This window comes from Runella sp. R5_40 (assembly GCF_057652295.1).
Map to the genome: position 1 here is coordinate 559,502 of NZ_JBYFCH010000001.1, position 17,981 is coordinate 577,482.

Genomic DNA, 17,981 nt, shown 5'->3' on the forward strand with positions numbered 1-17,981 from the left:
ATCAAGAGTTGCTCACAACCCGCTTCGAAGTTACATACAATACATGATTACTCAACGGATGATTAGGCAAAAGAGGATGTAAAAACTCACCTACCTTCGTCATTCCGAGTCGAACCATTACCTGCTCAGAAGGCTGGTTGGTATCAGCCGTAAAGGCATATACTTTTTCTACTTTGAGGGTATTAAACGCAAAATCAAGGCAGGCATTACCACCTTCCGTGGCGTAGCCTTTGTGCCAAAAATCGGGGTGAAGCCGCCAGCCTATTTCCAAACAAGGCGTAAAAAAACTCTCAAAACGAGGGTGATTTAGGCCGATGAATCCAATAAACTGACCGCTCGAAAGCTCGTCCACCGCAAACCAACTATAACCACGCTGGTCGATGAGCGCTTTCATTCGTTCGACCATCTCGCGGGTTTCGTTTTCGGGAAGAAGGTTTGGGAAAAACTTCATCACACGTGCGTCCTGGTTCATAGCCACGAACCGAGGCACATCGCTGTCCTGCCATTGTCGAAAACCGAGACGCTCGCTGGTGAAAATGTAGTTATTGTGCTGCATTCCAGATTTCCCACGCTTTTTCAGCCTGTAGATGGAGCATCGGAAGGCCATTGTGCGTTTGGGCGTTTTGTTCTTTTCCTTTTTGTAAAAATAACGTTTCCGCAGGATTATACACCAAGTCGTACAAAAGGTGCTGCTCCCCCAATAAATGATACGGAATCGCGGGGCAATCCTCTACCTTGGGGTAAGTTCCAACGGGCGAAGTGTTGATAATCAACGAATGACTGTGGATAACTTCCTCAGTGAGGTCATCGTAGCTGATGGTCGTTTCAGTTTTTTGACGAGAAACCACCTGATACGCAATTTGCAAGTCGTTCAAAGCTGCAAAAACCGCCCTAGCAGCACCTCCGTTGCCTAATACCAATGCTTTGAGATTGACAGGCGTTCTTTGCAACGAGTCGAGCCATTGCTCCAACGACGACCGAAAACCGTAATAGTCGGTGTTATACCCTTTTAATTTCCCATTGGGAAGAATTTTAATGGTATTGACCGCCCCAATCCGCGCCGCCGAAGCCGCGTCCAATTCATCCAAAAAAGGAATAACGTTTTGCTTGTGCGGAATGGTCACGTTGAGGCCAACCAAATCGGGATGTGCGGCAATGAGTTGGGGAAAGTCTTGGTAATTCGGCAATTCTAACAACTCATAGCGGCATCCGCTGATGCCTTCTTTTTCAAATTTTTCGGTAAAATATTTTTTTGAGAAAGAGTGAGTCAACGGGAATCCAATTAGGGCAAATAATCTCATGGTTGGCTTAAAACAATTTTTTGACTTTCGTTAAATGTTGGGGTTCGGACTTTGATATGATACGTTCCGTAGGGCAGGTCGCTCAAATCTAGTTTTTGTTGACCTACCAAACTAGCAAACGTTTTGGTCATCAACGTACGCCCCGTTTGGTCATAGACTATGATGGTGACATCGCTCAAATTTTCTAATGCTTCGATGGTGACATTTCCATCGGTACTTGGGTTGGGAAAAACACCTATGCGGGCGTTGCCACTTTCCAGCACAAACTCATACGCCGCCGATGCTTTGGACGTACATGTCAACGTAGTACTGTGCTTAATCGACGAAATCACCGTATAACTTCCTGCTTGTGTCGTTCGGATGGTCGCGGCGGTTTCGCTGAGGGCTTGGCCGTTGTTTGTCCAAGCATAAGTCGCGCCTTCGGTCGGGTTACTCACTTGTAAGGCATAAATTCCCGATTTTTGAATGACGGGCGTAGCGGGAAGGGTTTTAGCCTCCACCCGAACCGCACCCGTATATGGCGACTGACAGCCCGATTCATCACGAATACTAGCCGCGTAATTACCTGATTGTTTGGCGATAATTCTACTTGTTGTTTCTCCCGTATTCCAAATCACCTGATAGGGGCTTTCTACCCTCAAACCTACTTGTTCGCCTTCGCAGAACGTAGTGCGCCCTTCAGCAATAACGGATGGCGGATTAGGCAGTTGAATCACCCGAACCGTGATAGGATCAGAGGCCGAAGAAAAACAGCCAAATTCATTTTTGACGGCCACCGTGTAATTTCCCGCCACGTTGGCATTGATACTTTGCGTCGTTGCGGAGTTAGACCACTGATAGCCCGCCGCTTGTGAGGCGGTGAGGGTTACAGATTTATCCGCACAAATCGTCGTTGAGCCCGTTACATTGATGGTCGGTTTTTCAGGGAGCGGATTAACCGTAATCTTAATGGGATTTGAAGAGGGAGAAGTACAACCCGTGGTTGGGTCATAAACGGTGGCGGTAACACTACCCGCCGAGTACGTTTTTATGCTTCGGCCTTCATCGCCCGTACTCCATTTAAACGAACTCCCCGCCGAGGTAATGGTGAGCACCGTATTATCAAATAAACAAAAAGTCGTGGGTCTTTCACTAATCACCGAAGGAGCCGTGGGTAAAGGATGAACCGTTACTTTAAATGGATCAGAAATGGCCTCACAGTTGTTGCCATCCCGATACCGCACTCGGTAGTCGCCCCCAGTAGTAGCCGTGACCGTTTGGGTTGTTTGAAAATTACTCCACGAAAGACCCGAGCTATAATTGGTTGTCAACTGTACTTGCCCACCTACACAAAAAGTTGTGGCACCAAGTGCCGTAATGGTGGGTTTGTCAGGAAGGCGGTTGACGGTTACGGCAATGACATTAGAAGACGGTGATTGGCACTGATTCGCGTCCACCGTGCGGGCCGAATAACGCCCCGTGAGGTTGACCGTCACAGTCCTTGTATTCTGGCCATTGCTCCAGATGTAGCCCGCTTGAGCAGAAGAAGTCAGCGTAATCACTTCATTTTCACAAATAGTAGGCGTCCGATCAGCGCTGATGGTTGGGGCAGCTGGCAGCGGATTGGTTTTTATAGTAACAGGGTCAGAAACAGGTGAAGAACAGCCATTGGCATCTGTGATAGCCACAGTAAAAGTCCCTGCTTGTAAAATACTGATGCGACGATTACGAGCTCCATTACTCCAATTGTACTGGGCCGAATTGGTAGAGGTAAGAACCGTACTATCGCCTTCACAAAACGTAAGTGGGCGTTCCGCCGTAATCACGGGTTTGGCGGGAAGCGGATTGGCCGTTACTTTGATGGAATTAGAAATGGCATCGCAGCCATTGTTATCCCTAAAACGAACATTGTATGTGCCCGACGTTGTTACTTTAATGCTAGTGCCTTGTTCGCCGTTGCTCCACACATTTCCTGCCGAATAATTGGAAGATAATGTCACTTCTCCCCCTTCACAAAACGAGGTGTTACCCGAAGCACTAATACTTGGGGCGGCAGGTGGTGTATTTACCACCACCACCACACTCGCAGGCTCCGACGTACAGCCTTGGCTATCGAGTACCCGTACTTCATAAATTCCCGACGTACGGGCGGCAATCGTTTGGCCACGCTCGCCGTTTGACCAGCGGTATTCGTTGGCACCACTGGCCGTTAAGCTCACCGAACCACCCTGGCAGAATGTAAGCGCTCCTGACGCATTGATGGTAGGCTTGGCTGGCGGAGGCGAATTGACGGTACTTACGGTAAACGAGGCTGCACTGCTACAACCATACAGGTTTCTAGTAGTCACCGTATATGTTCCTCCCGAAGATACATCAATACGCTGGCTGGTGGCTCCTGTACTCCAATTGTTATCAATGCTACTGCTCGACGTTAGGCCAATGCTACTTCCTTGACAAAGAGGGACTTTCCCGTCAACCGCAATACTAACGGGCGCACTTTGTAGGTTGTTAGGAACGGTAATGGAAGGCGTAAAATAGGTATTTCCTTGGGCATCTCGGACGGTAGCCTGATACGTACCTGGACCAAAGTTGACAGAAGACCCCGTGGCACCGTTGTTCCATTGCACCGAAACAAACGGCCCTTGAACGTTGATATTGAGTTGATTTCCTCCCGCACAACGAACCGAAAAAGAAGGATAAGTACCTGTTTGGGGCGAACAATTATTAAAAAAATTATTATCGAGCGAATTAGCCCATACGTTGGCGGCATCTGATAATCCTCCATTTTGCAAGTGAGCTCCATCAGGACGCGGAATCTGAACCTCATCGGTATTAGGGCCAAAATAAGCAGCCGATGTATTAAAAACGGTTTGATTTTGACCGTTAATCACCTCTTGGCTATTTTTCCCTTTATAATGAGAAACCCTTGCCACTACCCAACCTACATTTTTGCCAAAATGCTGCCGCGATTTGTTGATGACCGTCTGCAAATTAGACGCATACAGGTTGGCGTTGGTATTGAGAATATTATCGGCTTCGCCTTGGTGCCAAAGCACTGCCCGCACCCCCGTAAGGCTCGCATAATAATTGAGGGCTAAACGCAAATTGGCATAGGGTTGCCCAGGTGGATAGGTGTCATTGATATAAATGCTACTTGTAGTGCCTCCATCAACGGTTTCAGACCAGTTTTTGGAAGCAGTTCCTTCCCAACCTGCATTATAAAATAGCACTGGAACATTCAGCCGATTGGTCAAAATATCTCCCAACCTTCCCCAGCACCAAGAAGACAACCCGCGCGGACTTATATTGCTGTTGTCGCTCATCTTGACAAACGACGGCGCAGGCAAGGAGTTATTTTGGTGCGTACCGTTATAGTAATTCACGCAGTTGACGCGATCATCGCCAGGGCTGGGTGCGCCGTAGTTGAAAAAACCTTGGGCGTTTGATTGCCCTGCCACGACAAATACTTCTCCGACACCCACCCGTTGGAGCTCGGTAGTAGTAACCACATTTCCATTGGCCATTCCTCTGATTTGCAATTCATACCAGCCTCCCCTGACCGAAATACTTCCTGAGTAAAACCCACCTTGCGGATTTTCTTGGATAGTTCGCCAGTCGGTTTGCTCTCCTTGCCCACCGACCATTGGCACCACACGTGCCTCCACTCGGTCGATGCTTTGAGCATACTGCCCCGTAATAGGAATCGTTCCGTTGCCTGCATTATCGCGCTGAAAAACGATTCGACTGCTAGGGAACGTAATGCTAATTTGGGCAACTATAGTAAGTGGTAGAAAGAGCCATAGTAAAAAGTTGACAAAATAGAATAAGTATGCTTTACTAAATTTCATTTGTTCAGCTTTATGGTGGAATATATGTTTACTACCGCAAAAAAAAGGTTAGTAACAGCGCAAATAAATAGCTATTTACGCTTGGTACTAACCCACCTTATTTTGATTTTATTGGATGTTTATTTTAAGGATTTAAAACCTTCCAAATCAAATCTTTCAGCTCGTTTATTCCTTCTTGCATCACCGCCGAAATAAATACGTACGGTATGTCGGTAGGAAGTGTTTTGATGAGATCGGCTTTGGCTTCGTCGTCAATTAAATCCATTTTCGAGATGGCCAAAAGTCGTTCCTTATCTAATAGAGTTGGGTCATACAATTCTAATTCACGAAGCAAGGTACGGTATTCATCCCCTGCGTTTTCGCTAGTGGCGGGCACCAAAAACAACAAAATAGAGTTGCGTTCGATGTGTCGCAAAAAGCGCAATCCTAGTCCTTTTCCTTGCGAAGCCCCTTCAATAATCCCAGGAATATCGGCCATTACAAACGATTTAAAATCGCGGTAAGCCACCACTCCGAGGTTCGGGACAAGCGTTGTGAACGGATAATCGGCAATTTCGGGTCTTGCCGCTGATACCGTCGAGAGCAACGTTGATTTTCCAGCGTTTGGAAACCCAACCAATCCCACATCGGCAAGGAGTTTTAGCTCCAAAACAATCCATTCTTCTTGTCCAGGTTCGCCAGGTTGGGCGTAGAGGGGTGTTTGGTTGGTTGCTGATCTAAAGTGCCAGTTTCCTAACCCACCGCGTCCTCCTTTTAACAAAATCACCTCCTGATCATGCTCGGTTACTTCGCCCATCACCTCCCCAGTTTCAGGATGGCGCGCGATGGTTCCGAGCGGTACTTCTATGATGACGTCATTTCCTTGCTTTCCGTTGCAACGCGCCCCGCTGCCACCTACGCCAGCATCCGCTTTGATGTGCTTGCGGTACTTCAAGTGGAGGAGTGTCCAGTGCTGCGAGTTTGCTTTCATAATGATGTGCCCACCTCGTCCGCCGTCGCCACCGTCAGGGCCACCTTTGTCCACAAATTTTTCACGTCGGAAGTGTGCAGAACCTGCTCCACCCGCTCCCGAGCGACAGTTTATTTTAACGTAATCTATAAAATTGGAAGTTGCCATAGTAAAATAAAAAACTCGCGTGATGGACCTAAATGGCATCACACGAGTTACAAAGTTGAGAAAGAAAAGGGAGAGTCTGTATGAAACTCCCGTTAAAATTTATTATACGGTCTCGATTGCCTCACAAAGTTGACCAAAAATATGATCGATTTCGCCAATCCCGTTCACCACCGTCAGCTTGCCTTGGGCTTCATAATAAGGCAGTACGTGAACCGTTTTGTTGAAATATTCATCTATACGCTTTACCAGTTTATCCTCGTCGTCGTCGGCCCGTCCGCTTATTTTTTTGCGTTCGGCAATACGGCGTTTCAATTCTTCTTCATTAACATCCAGCTGCAATACCGCTTTGATATTGGTGTTTTTTGACTCCAAAAACGCATCGAGGGCTTCGGCTTGAGGAACAGTACGGGGGAATCCGTCAAAAATAATTCCTTTTGCGTCAGGATTTTTCTGCACTTCCTCTTCCAACATATCGATGGTGATGGAATCTGGAACCAAAATCCCGTTATCGAGCAAATCTTTCACCCGCTTACCGAGCTCGGTTTGCTCTTTGATGTGCATCCGGAACAAATCTCCCGTAGAAATGTGAAATAGCTGGTATTTCTCGATGAGCTTTGCCGCTTGGGTGCCTTTGCCCGCACCGGGAGGGCCAAAAAGTACAATGTTAAGCATCTGATACAAGGATGTTTAGAAGAGGGAGTCTTACGGTTTAAAGTGTATAAAATGCAAATTTACAATTTCGTAACACTCCTCAACGGTTTTTCCTCACAAATTAACAAAGGAATTTGCTAAAATGGAGTAGGTTTGTCCAAGTAGGCTGGTGCGGGGGTGCTTTTACACTCGCCTCGCCCACCCTGTTTCGCCCTCATCGCGTACCCTGCTCTCCCACGGCTATGCACCCCAAACTTCAACAGTGGCAATACATAGTAAAACGTAGTTATGTTTCTTTATCTAACACCTAATTAAACAATACAAATACTAATCTACCATTTACTAAATAACTAAAAAATAACATTAACCTTAAAAAAAGTACGTATCTTTGAATATCCATCTACCCTTTTACACACTGCAACCTATGAAAAACTCCTGACTTTGCAACAAAAAATTTTACACTAAAAAACAACGTATGAACATAAAACCATTAAGCAAGCTATTTCTATACGCTACGGTAGCAATGCTGATGAGCGTGAGTTGTAAGAAAAAAGACCCAAGTGCTTGTGGACCAGATAATGGGCATTACCGCTACGTCAAAACTATCAAAGATGCACGAGCTGATTTATACCAAAGTGCTGGTTTTATCATTGAAGGAGGAGATGCACCGCTTATTTGTCCCTTTCAAGAAGAGAAAATCTTACCTTATGAAAATACCTATGTGAGGGGAAAGCCTCAACCTTTTAAATACCGAATTTGGGGACGAATATTCAACTGTGATGCCTGTCCTACTTTTACCACTGGCCCTGCTCCTTTCATTGTCATTGACAAAATTGTAAAAATTGATTAACCAACCTGCATCATGAAAAATACAGTAATATTTTACCCTGTATCTATAAATCGCTCAAATAAGCGGTATTTCGCAGTGCCAACTCAAATACCTATGTGAGAGGATAACAGGGCATTTAAAAGCCTTACCAAAAAGACCATCAAAAATTGCGAAATCGTCTTGCAGGCAAAATTTAACAAGCAAAGCACACACACAAATAACTAACAACCAAATAGTTAACTTTTTATATACGTATATAAAACCACCCCTGATTTAATAAAATCGCACTAAAAAACAACGTATGAAGATGAAACCATTAACCAAGCCATGGCTATACGCCGCTGGTATTATTCTACTGACACAAAGCTGTTCATTTGACCCTACTATAAATCGACAAGCAACTATATCTGGTACGGTCATTGACAATGTCACTCAATTACCCGTACCTAATGTGGAAATTATGGTTTATGGCCAAAAGGGGGTATGGAGTTCTGTTAGTGGCGATTTAAAAACTGTATATACGGACTCCACTGGGAAATACAATATAGTTATTGTTCTTCCTAAAGAATTTCATTCATTTGAATTGATAAACAACTATAACAGCGACCCAAACGTAGCATTGAAATACAGAGGCTATCATACTTATTTGAATGGACAACAAACTCAAAATTGTTGTAAGGTAGAGATGGGATCAAAGGCACAGTATGATTTTAGGATGATACCTAGATAAAAAGGCGACTCCCTAAAAGAATCACCTTTTTTATAAACCCTAAATGCTTTTTTCGCTACTCCACTCCACATCAGCCTCCATAACACCGAATTTCAAACAAAGCCGCAGGAACTACGTTTGACGGATGTTCTACTTCAATCGAGAGCGTTGTTGTTTCAATCGGCTCGCGAAACGTAATGATGCGTTGGCTTTGGTGGTTATCTTTGATTTCGGCAATGACTTCTTGCTGCTGGTTCAGAACCCGCACATTTTTTACACAAAACGGCATTTCATTTTCGGGGTGCGACATCAAGACCGTTTCCATCGGGTGGTCAAAATCGGTATCAAAGTGCAGGACAAGCTCACGAATCTGCTGGGGACTGTCCCACGAGAGCTGCACTGTTGGGTGCGCGTCTGTTGGACTAGCGACCCAAGCATTGGGCTGACAAGTAGGCCGTTGCAAACCATTGCTTAGGTGATTGGCTTGAAATAGGCTCAGAGGTGGTTCGAACTTTAAGGCTAAATTTTTACCCGCAGGACGGCGCTGTGGACACCAAAACTCGAACGTATCCACGCCGATGTCTTGCGTAGGCTCCTGTTTTCCGTAGTTAGAAACCGCTTCGTTGATTTGATTGAAGACAGTCAGTAAGCCCGTTATTCGTTGGTCTGAGTATTGTAAGCGTACTTTCTCATTTTTCAATATGGTCATAAATGCATAGCCCAGTGTACTTTCGGATTGGGCGGCCCGAAGTTGATTGAGTTGGGGACGATAGTCAGCCTCATCAAACGCCAAATGCACACAGTTGCGGCCTTTTTGCAATGAAATGGTTTGTTGACAAAGCGTTACATCAGGCGTATGATTATCGGCCTTACTCGAAACCCGCAGTTCGATTTGAAGCTCGGTCGGTTCGTCGGCGTAAGGATGGAGAATCACTTTTCCTAAAGGCGCATTGGAGAAAGGAATCATTTGGGCCACCGAAAAGACCATCGGTTGGGGTTCACCCGACGGCAATAATTCATCTAACACCAACTCGCTGCTGGCCGAAAGGATGGCCGTTTGTACTAAATCTTGGTCGTCTTTTAGGCGAAGTTGGGGGATGTGTTGTCCCGTTTTTAGCAATGCTTGCTGTAGAGACGCAATATGTTGCTTCTCCGAAAGTTGGCGAGGCAAAAGTCCTTTTTCGATGCACAATTTTGCAGCCATTCCCACGGCTTGCCCAATGTGCGCACTCGTAGCCATCACGCGCGACGACGCAAAAGCCACGTGACTGGCCGAAATGATGCGGCCTGCGAGGAACAGGTTGTTGATGTTGCGTGAATAAAAACAGCGGTACGGAATGCCGTAAATGCCCTTGCTGTGCCACTGATTGCAGCTTGATTGCCCAATTTCGGAAAAAACACCATCGGCAGGGTGTAAGTCGATCGACCAGCCGCCCAAAGCCACATCATCGTAATGCGTCCGTTGCTCTACTATGTCTTGCTGAATCAGCATATAATCGCCCTCAAAGCGACGACTTTCGCGTTTCCCAGGGATTTGCCCCACCCACTCAAGGGTAAGATTTTCGGCTTCGGGAAACTTCCCTGAGTTTTTAATGTAGTCCCAAACGCCATAAATCACTTTCCAGAGCTCCCATTTGATGGTTTCGGTATCGTGGACCGTATCGAGCCGACCGCCGTATTCAACCCACCAAAGCTTACAACCAAACTCGTTGGCGTTGAAAGAACGGAATTTGGGGACTTTCTGGGTAACATCGTGGGCAAAACTCGGCGCGACAAATTTGACGGGCTTGCCTGCGTTTTTGGAATAAAAATAAAGGCTATGTCCCAGCAGCTCGCCGTATTCTTGGGAAGGCGCAAATTTCTCCCCAAACTCTTCCCGCGATTCGGCCCCCATCCGAAAGGCCGCGCCTGCCAGAAAACCTACGATTCCGTCGCCTGAAGCATCGCAGAAGAGCGGTGAGGAGAGTTCGTAATGGGTGGAGTTTTGGGAACAAAAACCGTGAATTTTCGAAATCGTATCTGGCTCCGATTTTTCTACTTCGTAAACGCTCGTGTTGAGCAAAAGCGTGATATTGGGTTCACTGATGGCTTTTTCGAGCAAAATGGTGTCAAAAATAAGCGGATTGCTGTCGGGATTGCGGTACATGTTTTCTACCAACAATTCGTCGAGAACGCCTCCTTCGCGTGCCCAGCGGTTGTTGTTGCCCATGTGGGAGGTGGCTCCTAACACCCACAGCCGAACTTCACTGGACGCGTTGCCGCCCAACACGGGGCGATCGGTGACCAACACGACCTTGATTCCAGCGCGCGCGGCGGTAATGGCACCACACAGCCCCGACAATCCACCGCCTACAACGACCAAATTGGTATGATAATGAACGCTTTTTGGAGTTCTTTTTTCTATGGCTTCTGCTTTTATCATGCTTGTTTGCAAAAGTTATTTGTTATGAGACCTGTAAGGTTTTGAAAACAGGTCTGAAATCTATTTTAATTCAAAGGTTTCACTGATGACCGAATCCTTGTCAGACATTCCAAGTTTTGGAAACTTGGAATGTCTAGTATCTATTTTAATTCAAAGGTTTTACTGATGACCGAATAGCCCGTCGGTTTGACGATTTCCAGCGTGAGTTTTGGTTCAAAACCACGTATAGGAAGCGTTATTTCGGCACTTTGCCCTGGGGCTAAGTCGGGGACGTTAAAAGTGGCTTCGCCCGCTTTTAACGCGTAGTTTTTCAATGCATAGGCAGGGAAATCACTGCGGTTGTTGACCCGTACGACCAACTGATGAACACCTTGACCGCCCGCTTGAAAACGTACTTTTTCGAGCGTAACGGGCGACATTTCACGGCGATGGGCGTGGTAAAGGGGACGCTTGTTGCGATCTGGCCCCACCAACCCCCACGGACGGTAGCCGTTGGGATTGGTGCCTACGTGTCGGCTTTGGTAATCATTAAAAGACCACCACGAAGCGCCCACAATGTACGGACGTTTACGAACTTCGGCCATCACGTTTTCCAAATGACTGACTTGCCCTGCTTCGCCCGTGGGCGTATCGGCGCGGATTCCCCACTCGCTGATGAGAATAGGCTTGTCGGGGTACAGTGCGTGGATGTGGTCAAATATCTTGGCGTGGTTGCCGTAAGTATTGGTCGATACAAAATCGCAGTATTGAGTAGCTTCGTCTTCAGGTTTGGCGGGTAAAATATTGAGGCGCATGGACGCGAAAGTAAACAAACGACTGGGGTCAAGGCTTTTGCCATAGACCATCATGTCTTTGGTCCAGCGTTGTCCCGAAGGTGTTTCGGACAAATACTCATTTCCAACACTGTACGCAATCACGCTCGGGTGGTTCCAGTCGCGCTCGGCCATTTCTCGAAACTGCTGTTTGAACTTCTGACGAATGGTGTCATTGTCCATCTGAGTAGGGGTAAGTTGCCAGTTACCCGCTTCGGTGATAATGAGCATTCCGTAGCGGTCGGCTAGGTCGTAAAACGTTTCGCTGGGGGTATAGTGGGTCAGGCGATGAAACTCCATTCCCGCTTCTTTCATCAAGCGAAAATCTTTTTCGACCAACCAATCAGGTTCTAACGAGCCCAAACTTGGATAATCAACCACCCGATTACCGCCCGCCAAGCGAATAGGTTGGCCGTTGAGGAGCAATTGGGCATTTTTAACTTCTACTTTACGAATTCCAAACGAGCTTGAAAGGGTATCGCTACCTACCACGGCTTGAAGCTGATAAAGCTGAGGCGAGTCGATACTCCACAATTTTACATCGGCGGCTTTGAGTGAAGTTTCGGCTTCCAGCAGCCCCGTTTTGCCAGCACCAACGGAGGTTGAAGCATTTTTCCAAACCAATTTTAAGGCTTGATTTCCCAACATAACGGAAGTAGTTAGTTTGGGATTTTGGGTTTGAGCAGAAGCGTTGCGGACGCGGGCTTGCAAGCGGAGGGTCGCCGTTCCCGTCGCTAAATCGGGCTGAGCGTCAATTTTAAGGTTTTCGAGGTATAGTTCGGGCTCAATGGTTAGATAAACGGGGCGAACTAATCCTCCGTAGTTAATCCACCCTGGAAAAGGGTCGTTGGCATTTCCATTGTCTTTCGCGCCAGGAATAGAGCCCGTTTGCCACGTATCGTTATTGACAGAAACAGCCAGTACGTTATCGCCCGATTTTAGGTAGTCAGTAATGTCAAAATGAAACGGCGTATAGCCACCTTCGTGCGTTCCAATTTTTTGGTTATTGAGCCAAACGGTTGTAGCATAATAAGCTGCATCAAAGTGCAACAAAATACGTTTACCCGACTGCACTTGCCACGGAAACGACTTGCGGTACCAGACGGTTCCTGTGTAAAACTGATAGCGCGGGTCCACCGAAAAACAGTGAGGCACGCTCACTTTATCCCACGCTCCTACGGCGTAGTTGTCTTTATACCAGCCTTTAGTCGCTCCGACTTCTCGCGTATCCATGGCAAACGACCATTGTCCATGCAACGGAATGGCGTCGGAGTGACGAATGCTAAATTGGGCAAAAGCTGAAAATGAAAGTAAGAAAAATAAACTTGTTAATTTCATGTGTGATATGTATTGATTATCAGGGCTAAAGCCTATTTTTATTTATTTGCATTACCCCAGGCTAAAGCCGTGGGGTTAGAGAAGGGGCTAAGTGACCCAATGGGCGGGCTTCAGCCCTGACTGACTTCCTCTATTTTTTCTCCCATGACGGTAATTCGTCTAGCAGCACGCCACGGAATAATGGCTCCTAACAAAACTGCCACTGCAATCCCCGCCGTGAACATTCCGCCCGATGTTGCAAAAGCACTTAATCCCAGCAATACGACTGCGACAAACACCAACGCTCCCGCAATGACCTGCATTCCGAAGCGATTTTGGCGTTTGATTTCCGCAGATTCCTCTTCGGTTTCGAGCATGGCTTTGGCTTTTCGGGCGGCTTTGGTAGCCAAATAGGGTTCGTATTCTTCGGCAATTTTTTGGTTGGCTCGGGCGTACAATTCATAAGCTAAAAGCAACACCAACGGCAGACCAATGCCCACGATGGTTTCGACGGCTCGGCTTAGTTTAAAATCTAATAACCAAGGAGACAACACTTTAAAGAATAGGTTGACCGTCAAGCCAATAACCGTAATCCAGAAAGTAGTTTTGCCGTTGATACGTTTGGAAAACAACGCCCAAAGCGGTGGAGCCAGCAGCGGCCCACCCGAAATGGCCGAAATGCTCAGTACTACCTCGACAATCCCGCCCGCGGCAGGCACCAACAAGGCAATCACAATCATCCCCAGCCCAAATCCCCACGATGAGCGTCTTGCTACCTTAATGAGTTGTTCGTCAGAGGCTTGAGGATTGATAAAACCTTTATAAATATCATTGGTAAAAACGGCGGAAACGACGTTAAGGGTCGTATTGGCGCTGGCAGAAGTCGAAAAGTACATCCCCGTAAGCATCAACCCGAGCAAGCCTGGCGGCAAAACAGCCTTGCAAATCATCAGGTAGGCATTTTCGGTGTCTAATCCTTCCAAACTAGGGTTCAAAGCCCGATAAATCATCGGAGGCAACATCCAAATCATGGGGCTAATGAAATACAGCGCCGCAAACAAAAATGCGACTTTACGGGCCGATTTAGGGCTATCGACACTGGTATAACGTTGAACAAACGTCCAGTTGCCACCAATGTACGCAATGTGGTAAAACACAAAAGCCATCACAAACCCGAAGGTGTATTCGCCGTGGAGAAGGTTGAAAAAATCATCGGGCACTTGTTGGGTAAAACTCTCAAAACCACCGACTTTACTGAGCGACAATGGAAGCAAAATAAACACCGCTGCCGTCAAAATAACAAACTGCAAGATGTCCGTGACCATCACTGCCCACAGCCCGCCAACGGCCGTGTAAGCAATCATAAAAACTCCCAACACGATGGTGGACTCAATCAGGGGAAAGCCTAACGAAACACTCACCAGCTTGGCCACGGGGTACAGCACCGACCCTTTGATAAAAACTGACACCAAGGTAAAAATACCAATATAGGTTTTCTGGACGCGTTCGCCGAGGCGTTCGCGGATAAACTCTGCCGCTGTGAGATTGCCCGTAGCGCGCCAACGTGGAGATAAAAACAAGCCCGTTACAATGGCTCCAATGCACATTGTCCATTGAATCGTAACGGCTACCCAGCCGTGTTTGTAGGCAATTGACCCCCACGCCACGAACGTACCTGCGGAGAAAAAGGACATGAATAGCGATAGTCCACCAATGAACCAAGGCACGGCTTCGCCTCCTGCAAAAAAGGACTTGAGGTTGCGCCCGGTGCGGGCAAACAGCATCCCAATTCCGAGCACAAAAGCCGAGAAAATAAAGATGACGGCGGTATCAATCAGTGAGTTCAAGATGTTTTGGTTAGTTTTGTAACTTATTTAACTTCATTATGCACTATCCTCATTACAATTTTGCTTACGAAGCAGACACCGAAGAGTATCACTTTGAAAGTATTGGCTCTAAGGGTATTATCCATAAAATCGTAATTTTTTCCATTGCCGTACCTGAGTTTAATATCTTTAATTTGGGCTTAGTAGATTACAATCCTGAAACAAGTGAGATGAGCGATACATCTATCAGTGATAATGATGATTTGAACAAGGTTTTAGCTACTATTTTTCAAATTTCTGTTGACTATACACGAAGAAAACCAAATCACTTGGTAGCTTTCCAAGGTACTAGCCCTGCACGAAATCGACTATACCGAATGGCTATTAACCATGCTTTCGAAGATATTTCTCAAATTTTTCATGTGTATGGGTTCTACAAAGACGAGTGGGAATTTTTTGTACCAAACAAAAGTTATGAGGTTTTCTTGATTAAATTAAAATAGACTGGTATTTTCACTAAAAAAACAACAATGAAAACAGAAACGATAAAAGCAGCTTCTAAGCAAAAAAAGCAATATCTACGCGCTGATGGCACACCTTTATTTGCGGAAAAAATTGCATCTATTAAAGATATTGTCAACAAGCATGGCCTGCCTACAATCCCAAAAAAACACTAATCATTTCGCGACCGTCATCACTTCAAAGCCTGCACCTGCCAATTGCTTTTTGTAAGGCTTTCCGTTGATAGTAATTTGAAAATCAGCGGATTGTAGGCAATTGTTTAACAAAATCACAAAAAGCGTATCTTTCTTCTCTGACTCTGCCAAGAGGTAATCGACCGTAGGATTATCAATTTTGACCAGGTTTTCGTCAATTTTTAACCATGCTTTTTGGCCATTGATTACGCCAGGTGCAAAACCGTAACTCTGATGCGGCCCCACTTTGGGCGTCACAAAACCGCGCGGGAATGTAACTTGCCCACCCGAACGTAATTCTGCCTCTGACATGAGGTAGTCGGTAAGCCAGCCGATTTGCCACCAAGCGTGGTGCGGATATGGCCCCGAACCTTGGTTCATCACCCGCCAATAATAGGAAGCTACGCTGGTTTTGGGTTCGACAAACGCATCGCGCCCCCAAGCGGCCGAGCGGGCTAAATCTGCGAAAATACGTTCGTTGGTCAGTTGGTACATCCTAATAAACAAGCCCGCATGACTTGCCAGTTGGATAGGCCCGTGGGCGTTGGAAGAACCAAAAATCCCGCCGTGTTCGAAGCTCAAACCTACTTGCGAAATCTCCCAATCCTCACGCTGAGTACCGTTGACAGTTTTTAAGGTACGATTCGGAATGGGGTGGGTATAAATCGACGTGGTATAGACTTTGGCGGCTTGGATAGCAGCGGTTTTGTAGGTAGGATTTTGTGTAATGTCGTACAAATCCAGCAATGCTTGTGCCGACTGCGCCGTGGCAAAGTCGGGAGCGTAGCGGGCATCGCCGCATACGCCCAGAAAACTTCCCTTTTCGACCGCATTTTTTACCAACCAATCTGCTCCTTTTTGCGCCGCCGCGAGGTACTTGGGGTCTTTCAATATACGATACGCCACCAACAACCCATAAAACGTAGGACGTACGTCTTGGATGTCGAGAAAAGCCTCTTGTTCGGTTTTGCGGTCGTAGGCAACACTCCAACTTCCGTTGGCTTTTTGGGTCTTTAACAACCATTCAGCCCCCGCTTGAAGACGCTCTCTAAGTGGTTGATTATCGGGCTCGAACAATAAAATATTGCCCAAATCGAGCATAGTGTAATACGTCACCGCGATGGGTTCAACTACCTCACCCCACTCCTCCGTGAATTTTTTTCGTTTAGCCAAATAGTACTGTCCCGCTAAGGCTCCGTTGAAAAAACCTGGTTCGGTGATTTGTTGGGTAAACTTAAAATTGAGGGCGTAGGGCAGTACGTTTTTGGTGAGCAGGGTGTCTTTGGTAGCGTTGGCCAGCATCCACATAGCGCCGTAGTCGGAGTTTTTCATGGCATCGCGCTGCGAACCTACCACGCCCCCCAAGTACGACTGCGCCCCAATTTTCAATCCCTTGTATTCTTCAATGTTCCAAAGTGCTGTTTTCGGATTGGTCAAGTAATGGTGCATTTTTTGGATACGGTCGGTCAGCGACTGCTTACTTTGGCGAAGCTCCAAGGTTTGTTTGAGTTGGTAAATGTCGTAGGCGGCGTGATTAATCATGCGAAACCAATCGCCTTCCGACAGGCTATAGCGAAATGAAAAGGTGACGGTTTCTCCTGCTTTTAGGTCGGATTTCGGCTCGCCCAAAACGGGATAGTACAACGTAGGCGCTAACTGCGCTTTGCGGTTTTTGTGGGAAAGCCCAATGTTCCAATCGTGGAGGGTCAGCTTGTCTTTGGCCCAAGGATCACGACAATAATCGGGGTCAGGAATGACCGAAACCGTAATGCCTGTTTTGGTCGTGACGAGTGGGCTAAGCGTACTGGCCGAGCGCTCGCGATAGACCACGGGCAACGTCGGCACCCCATGCCCGTAGGCATACGCCAAGGCAAAATTGGGTTGCATGTAGTTTCCCTGAAAATACCCAGGAACGGCCGCCCAGACCATGTCAGCCTCGCTGATGGAGCTCAACGTTGGGGTAGCCAACGAAAAATAGCCCGCTTGCTTGGACGTGAGCGTTTGCGTGACGAGGACGTCGTTGGGAAATTTAGGGTCAAAACGCCAGGTAGAGCGCACGCGTGCCTTTTCGGTTTCGTGCTCAAACGTCAGCTGATTGGGTGCGTTTTGTGTTCCTTTTTTAGGGTAAAAATGAGTCGCAGTTCCTGCCGTATTGAGCGAAACGGGGTTGGTACTTTCTGCCCACTGTTTGGTTTGGTAATGATAGGCATCTTCGGGAAACTTATTACCCGTAATACTCTTAAAAACGGAGTCTGACTCTAGCTTGGGTTTTTCGGTGCTGAATAGCAACGTGCCTTCTCCCGAAGGCGTTTTTAATGGTACCCACTTACTGCCTTTTTTAACGGACAACGCTTTGATTTGCCAACCCACCGCGCTGTTTTCCCAGCGAATTTTTACCGATGAATTTTCTAAAACCAAGGCTTTCTGAGCCCATATTTCCCCATACATCATTGAGAAAACCACTGCCAATAAGGT

General features: G+C 46.8%; 13 protein-coding genes. 4 read left to right on the forward strand and 9 right to left on the reverse strand.

Annotated elements, in window-relative coordinates; all coding sequences use genetic code 11:
• Position 1: 1 nt before the first annotated feature.
• The 5 genes from AC23N5_RS02460 to AC23N5_RS02480 form a co-directional block, all read right to left on the reverse strand.
• Positions 2 to 556: a GNAT family N-acetyltransferase gene (locus AC23N5_RS02460; RefSeq protein ID WP_221225721.1), complete on the reverse strand. Its 555-nt coding sequence runs from the start codon at positions 554 to 556 to the stop codon at positions 2 to 4.
• Positions 543 to 1,301: a shikimate dehydrogenase family protein gene (locus tag AC23N5_RS02465; protein ID WP_183978184.1), complete on the reverse strand. Its 759-nt coding sequence runs from the start codon at positions 1,299 to 1,301 to the stop codon at positions 543 to 545. Before AC23N5_RS02465 ends, AC23N5_RS02460 begins: the two co-directional genes overlap by 14 nt.
• Positions 1,298 to 5,128: a T9SS type A sorting domain-containing protein gene (locus tag AC23N5_RS02470; protein WP_487754351.1), complete on the reverse strand. Its 3,831-nt coding sequence runs from the start codon at positions 5,126 to 5,128 to the stop codon at positions 1,298 to 1,300. The genes AC23N5_RS02465 and AC23N5_RS02470 overlap by 4 nt, the downstream gene beginning before the upstream one ends.
• A gap of 124 nt (positions 5,129 to 5,252) precedes the next feature.
• Positions 5,253 to 6,245 carry a GTPase ObgE gene (gene obgE, locus AC23N5_RS02475; protein ID WP_028523840.1) on the reverse strand — a complete coding sequence of 331 codons (993 nt, stop codon included), beginning with the start codon at positions 6,243 to 6,245 and terminating at the stop codon, positions 5,253 to 5,255.
• A 102-nt stretch (positions 6,246 to 6,347) separates the two neighbouring features.
• Positions 6,348 to 6,917, reverse strand: coding sequence for an adenylate kinase (locus AC23N5_RS02480; RefSeq protein WP_028523839.1), 570 nt, complete (start codon positions 6,915 to 6,917; stop codon positions 6,348 to 6,350).
• 454 nt (positions 6,918 to 7,371) lie between these two features.
• Between AC23N5_RS02480 and AC23N5_RS02485 the strand changes: the two genes are divergently transcribed.
• Both AC23N5_RS02485 and AC23N5_RS02490 read left to right on the forward strand, forming a co-directional pair.
• On the forward strand, positions 7,372 to 7,746 hold the full coding sequence (locus AC23N5_RS02485) for a hypothetical protein (protein WP_487754352.1): 375 nt from the start codon (positions 7,372 to 7,374) through the stop codon (positions 7,744 to 7,746).
• Between the two features lie 286 nt (positions 7,747 to 8,032).
• Entirely contained in the window at positions 8,033 to 8,455 is a 423-nt protein-coding gene (locus AC23N5_RS02490) for a carboxypeptidase-like regulatory domain-containing protein (protein ID WP_487754353.1), read from the forward strand.
• 70 nt (positions 8,456 to 8,525) lie between these two features.
• Here AC23N5_RS02490 and AC23N5_RS02495 read toward each other — a convergent pair whose 3' ends face one another.
• The 3 genes from AC23N5_RS02495 to AC23N5_RS02505 form a co-directional block, all read right to left on the reverse strand.
• Complete coding sequence (locus AC23N5_RS02495; protein WP_487754354.1) at positions 8,526 to 10,856, reverse strand: FAD-dependent oxidoreductase; 2,331 nt, start codon at positions 10,854 to 10,856, stop codon at positions 8,526 to 8,528.
• Between the two features lie 140 nt (positions 10,857 to 10,996).
• Positions 10,997 to 13,006, reverse strand: coding sequence for a glycoside hydrolase family 2 protein (locus tag AC23N5_RS02500; protein ID WP_487754355.1), 2,010 nt, complete (start codon positions 13,004 to 13,006; stop codon positions 10,997 to 10,999).
• Positions 13,007 to 13,116: 110 nt separating this feature from the next.
• Positions 13,117 to 14,832 carry a sodium:solute symporter family protein gene (locus tag AC23N5_RS02505; protein WP_487754356.1) on the reverse strand — a complete coding sequence of 572 codons (1,716 nt, stop codon included), beginning with the start codon at positions 14,830 to 14,832 and terminating at the stop codon, positions 13,117 to 13,119.
• Positions 14,833 to 14,870: 38 nt separating this feature from the next.
• Here AC23N5_RS02505 and AC23N5_RS02510 point away from each other — a divergent pair, with 38 nt between their 5' ends.
• Together AC23N5_RS02510 and AC23N5_RS02515 are read left to right on the forward strand one after the other, a co-directional pair.
• Complete coding sequence (locus AC23N5_RS02510) at positions 14,871 to 15,314, forward strand: DUF6934 family protein (RefSeq protein ID WP_487754357.1); 444 nt, start codon at positions 14,871 to 14,873, stop codon at positions 15,312 to 15,314.
• Positions 15,315 to 15,341: 27 nt separating this feature from the next.
• On the forward strand, positions 15,342 to 15,488 hold the full coding sequence (locus tag AC23N5_RS02515; protein ID WP_487754358.1) for a hypothetical protein: 147 nt from the start codon (positions 15,342 to 15,344) through the stop codon (positions 15,486 to 15,488).
• Here AC23N5_RS02515 and AC23N5_RS02520 read toward each other — a convergent pair whose 3' ends face one another.
• Positions 15,489 to 17,957, reverse strand: a complete 2,469-nt coding sequence (locus tag AC23N5_RS02520; protein WP_487754669.1) for a glycoside hydrolase family protein — start codon at positions 17,955 to 17,957, stop codon at positions 15,489 to 15,491. It abuts the gene before it with no gap.
• Between the last annotated feature and the right edge of the window lie 24 nt (positions 17,958 to 17,981).

What these genes read in the sequence shown, in the direction of transcription:
- AC23N5_RS02470 (WP_487754351.1), bottom strand. Translation starts at nt 5,128, where the DNA reads ATGAAATTTAGTAAAGCATACTTATTCTATTTTGTCAACTTTTTACTA.
- AC23N5_RS02465 (WP_183978184.1), bottom strand. Translation starts at nt 1,301, where the DNA reads ATGAGATTATTTGCCCTAATTGGATTCCCGTTGACTCACTCTTTCTCA.
- AC23N5_RS02490 (WP_487754353.1), top strand. Translation starts at nt 8,033, where the DNA reads ATGAAACCATTAACCAAGCCATGGCTATACGCCGCTGGTATTATTCTA.
- AC23N5_RS02495 (WP_487754354.1), bottom strand. Translation starts at nt 10,856, where the DNA reads ATGATAAAAGCAGAAGCCATAGAAAAAAGAACTCCAAAAAGCGTTCAT.
- AC23N5_RS02500 (WP_487754355.1), bottom strand. Translation starts at nt 13,006, where the DNA reads ATGAAATTAACAAGTTTATTTTTCTTACTTTCATTTTCAGCTTTTGCC.
- AC23N5_RS02480 (WP_028523839.1), bottom strand. Translation starts at nt 6,917, where the DNA reads ATGCTTAACATTGTACTTTTTGGCCCTCCCGGTGCGGGCAAAGGCACC.
- AC23N5_RS02520 (WP_487754669.1), bottom strand. Translation starts at nt 17,957, where the DNA reads ATGATGTATGGGGAAATATGGGCTCAGAAAGCCTTGGTTTTAGAAAAT.
- AC23N5_RS02515 (WP_487754358.1), top strand. Translation starts at nt 15,342, where the DNA reads ATGAAAACAGAAACGATAAAAGCAGCTTCTAAGCAAAAAAAGCAATAT.
- AC23N5_RS02460 (WP_221225721.1), bottom strand. Translation starts at nt 556, where the DNA reads ATGCAGCACAATAACTACATTTTCACCAGCGAGCGTCTCGGTTTTCGA.
- AC23N5_RS02510 (WP_487754357.1), top strand. Translation starts at nt 14,871, where the DNA reads ATGCACTATCCTCATTACAATTTTGCTTACGAAGCAGACACCGAAGAG.
- AC23N5_RS02485 (WP_487754352.1), top strand. Translation starts at nt 7,372, where the DNA reads ATGAACATAAAACCATTAAGCAAGCTATTTCTATACGCTACGGTAGCA.
- obgE (WP_028523840.1), bottom strand. Translation starts at nt 6,245, where the DNA reads ATGGCAACTTCCAATTTTATAGATTACGTTAAAATAAACTGTCGCTCG.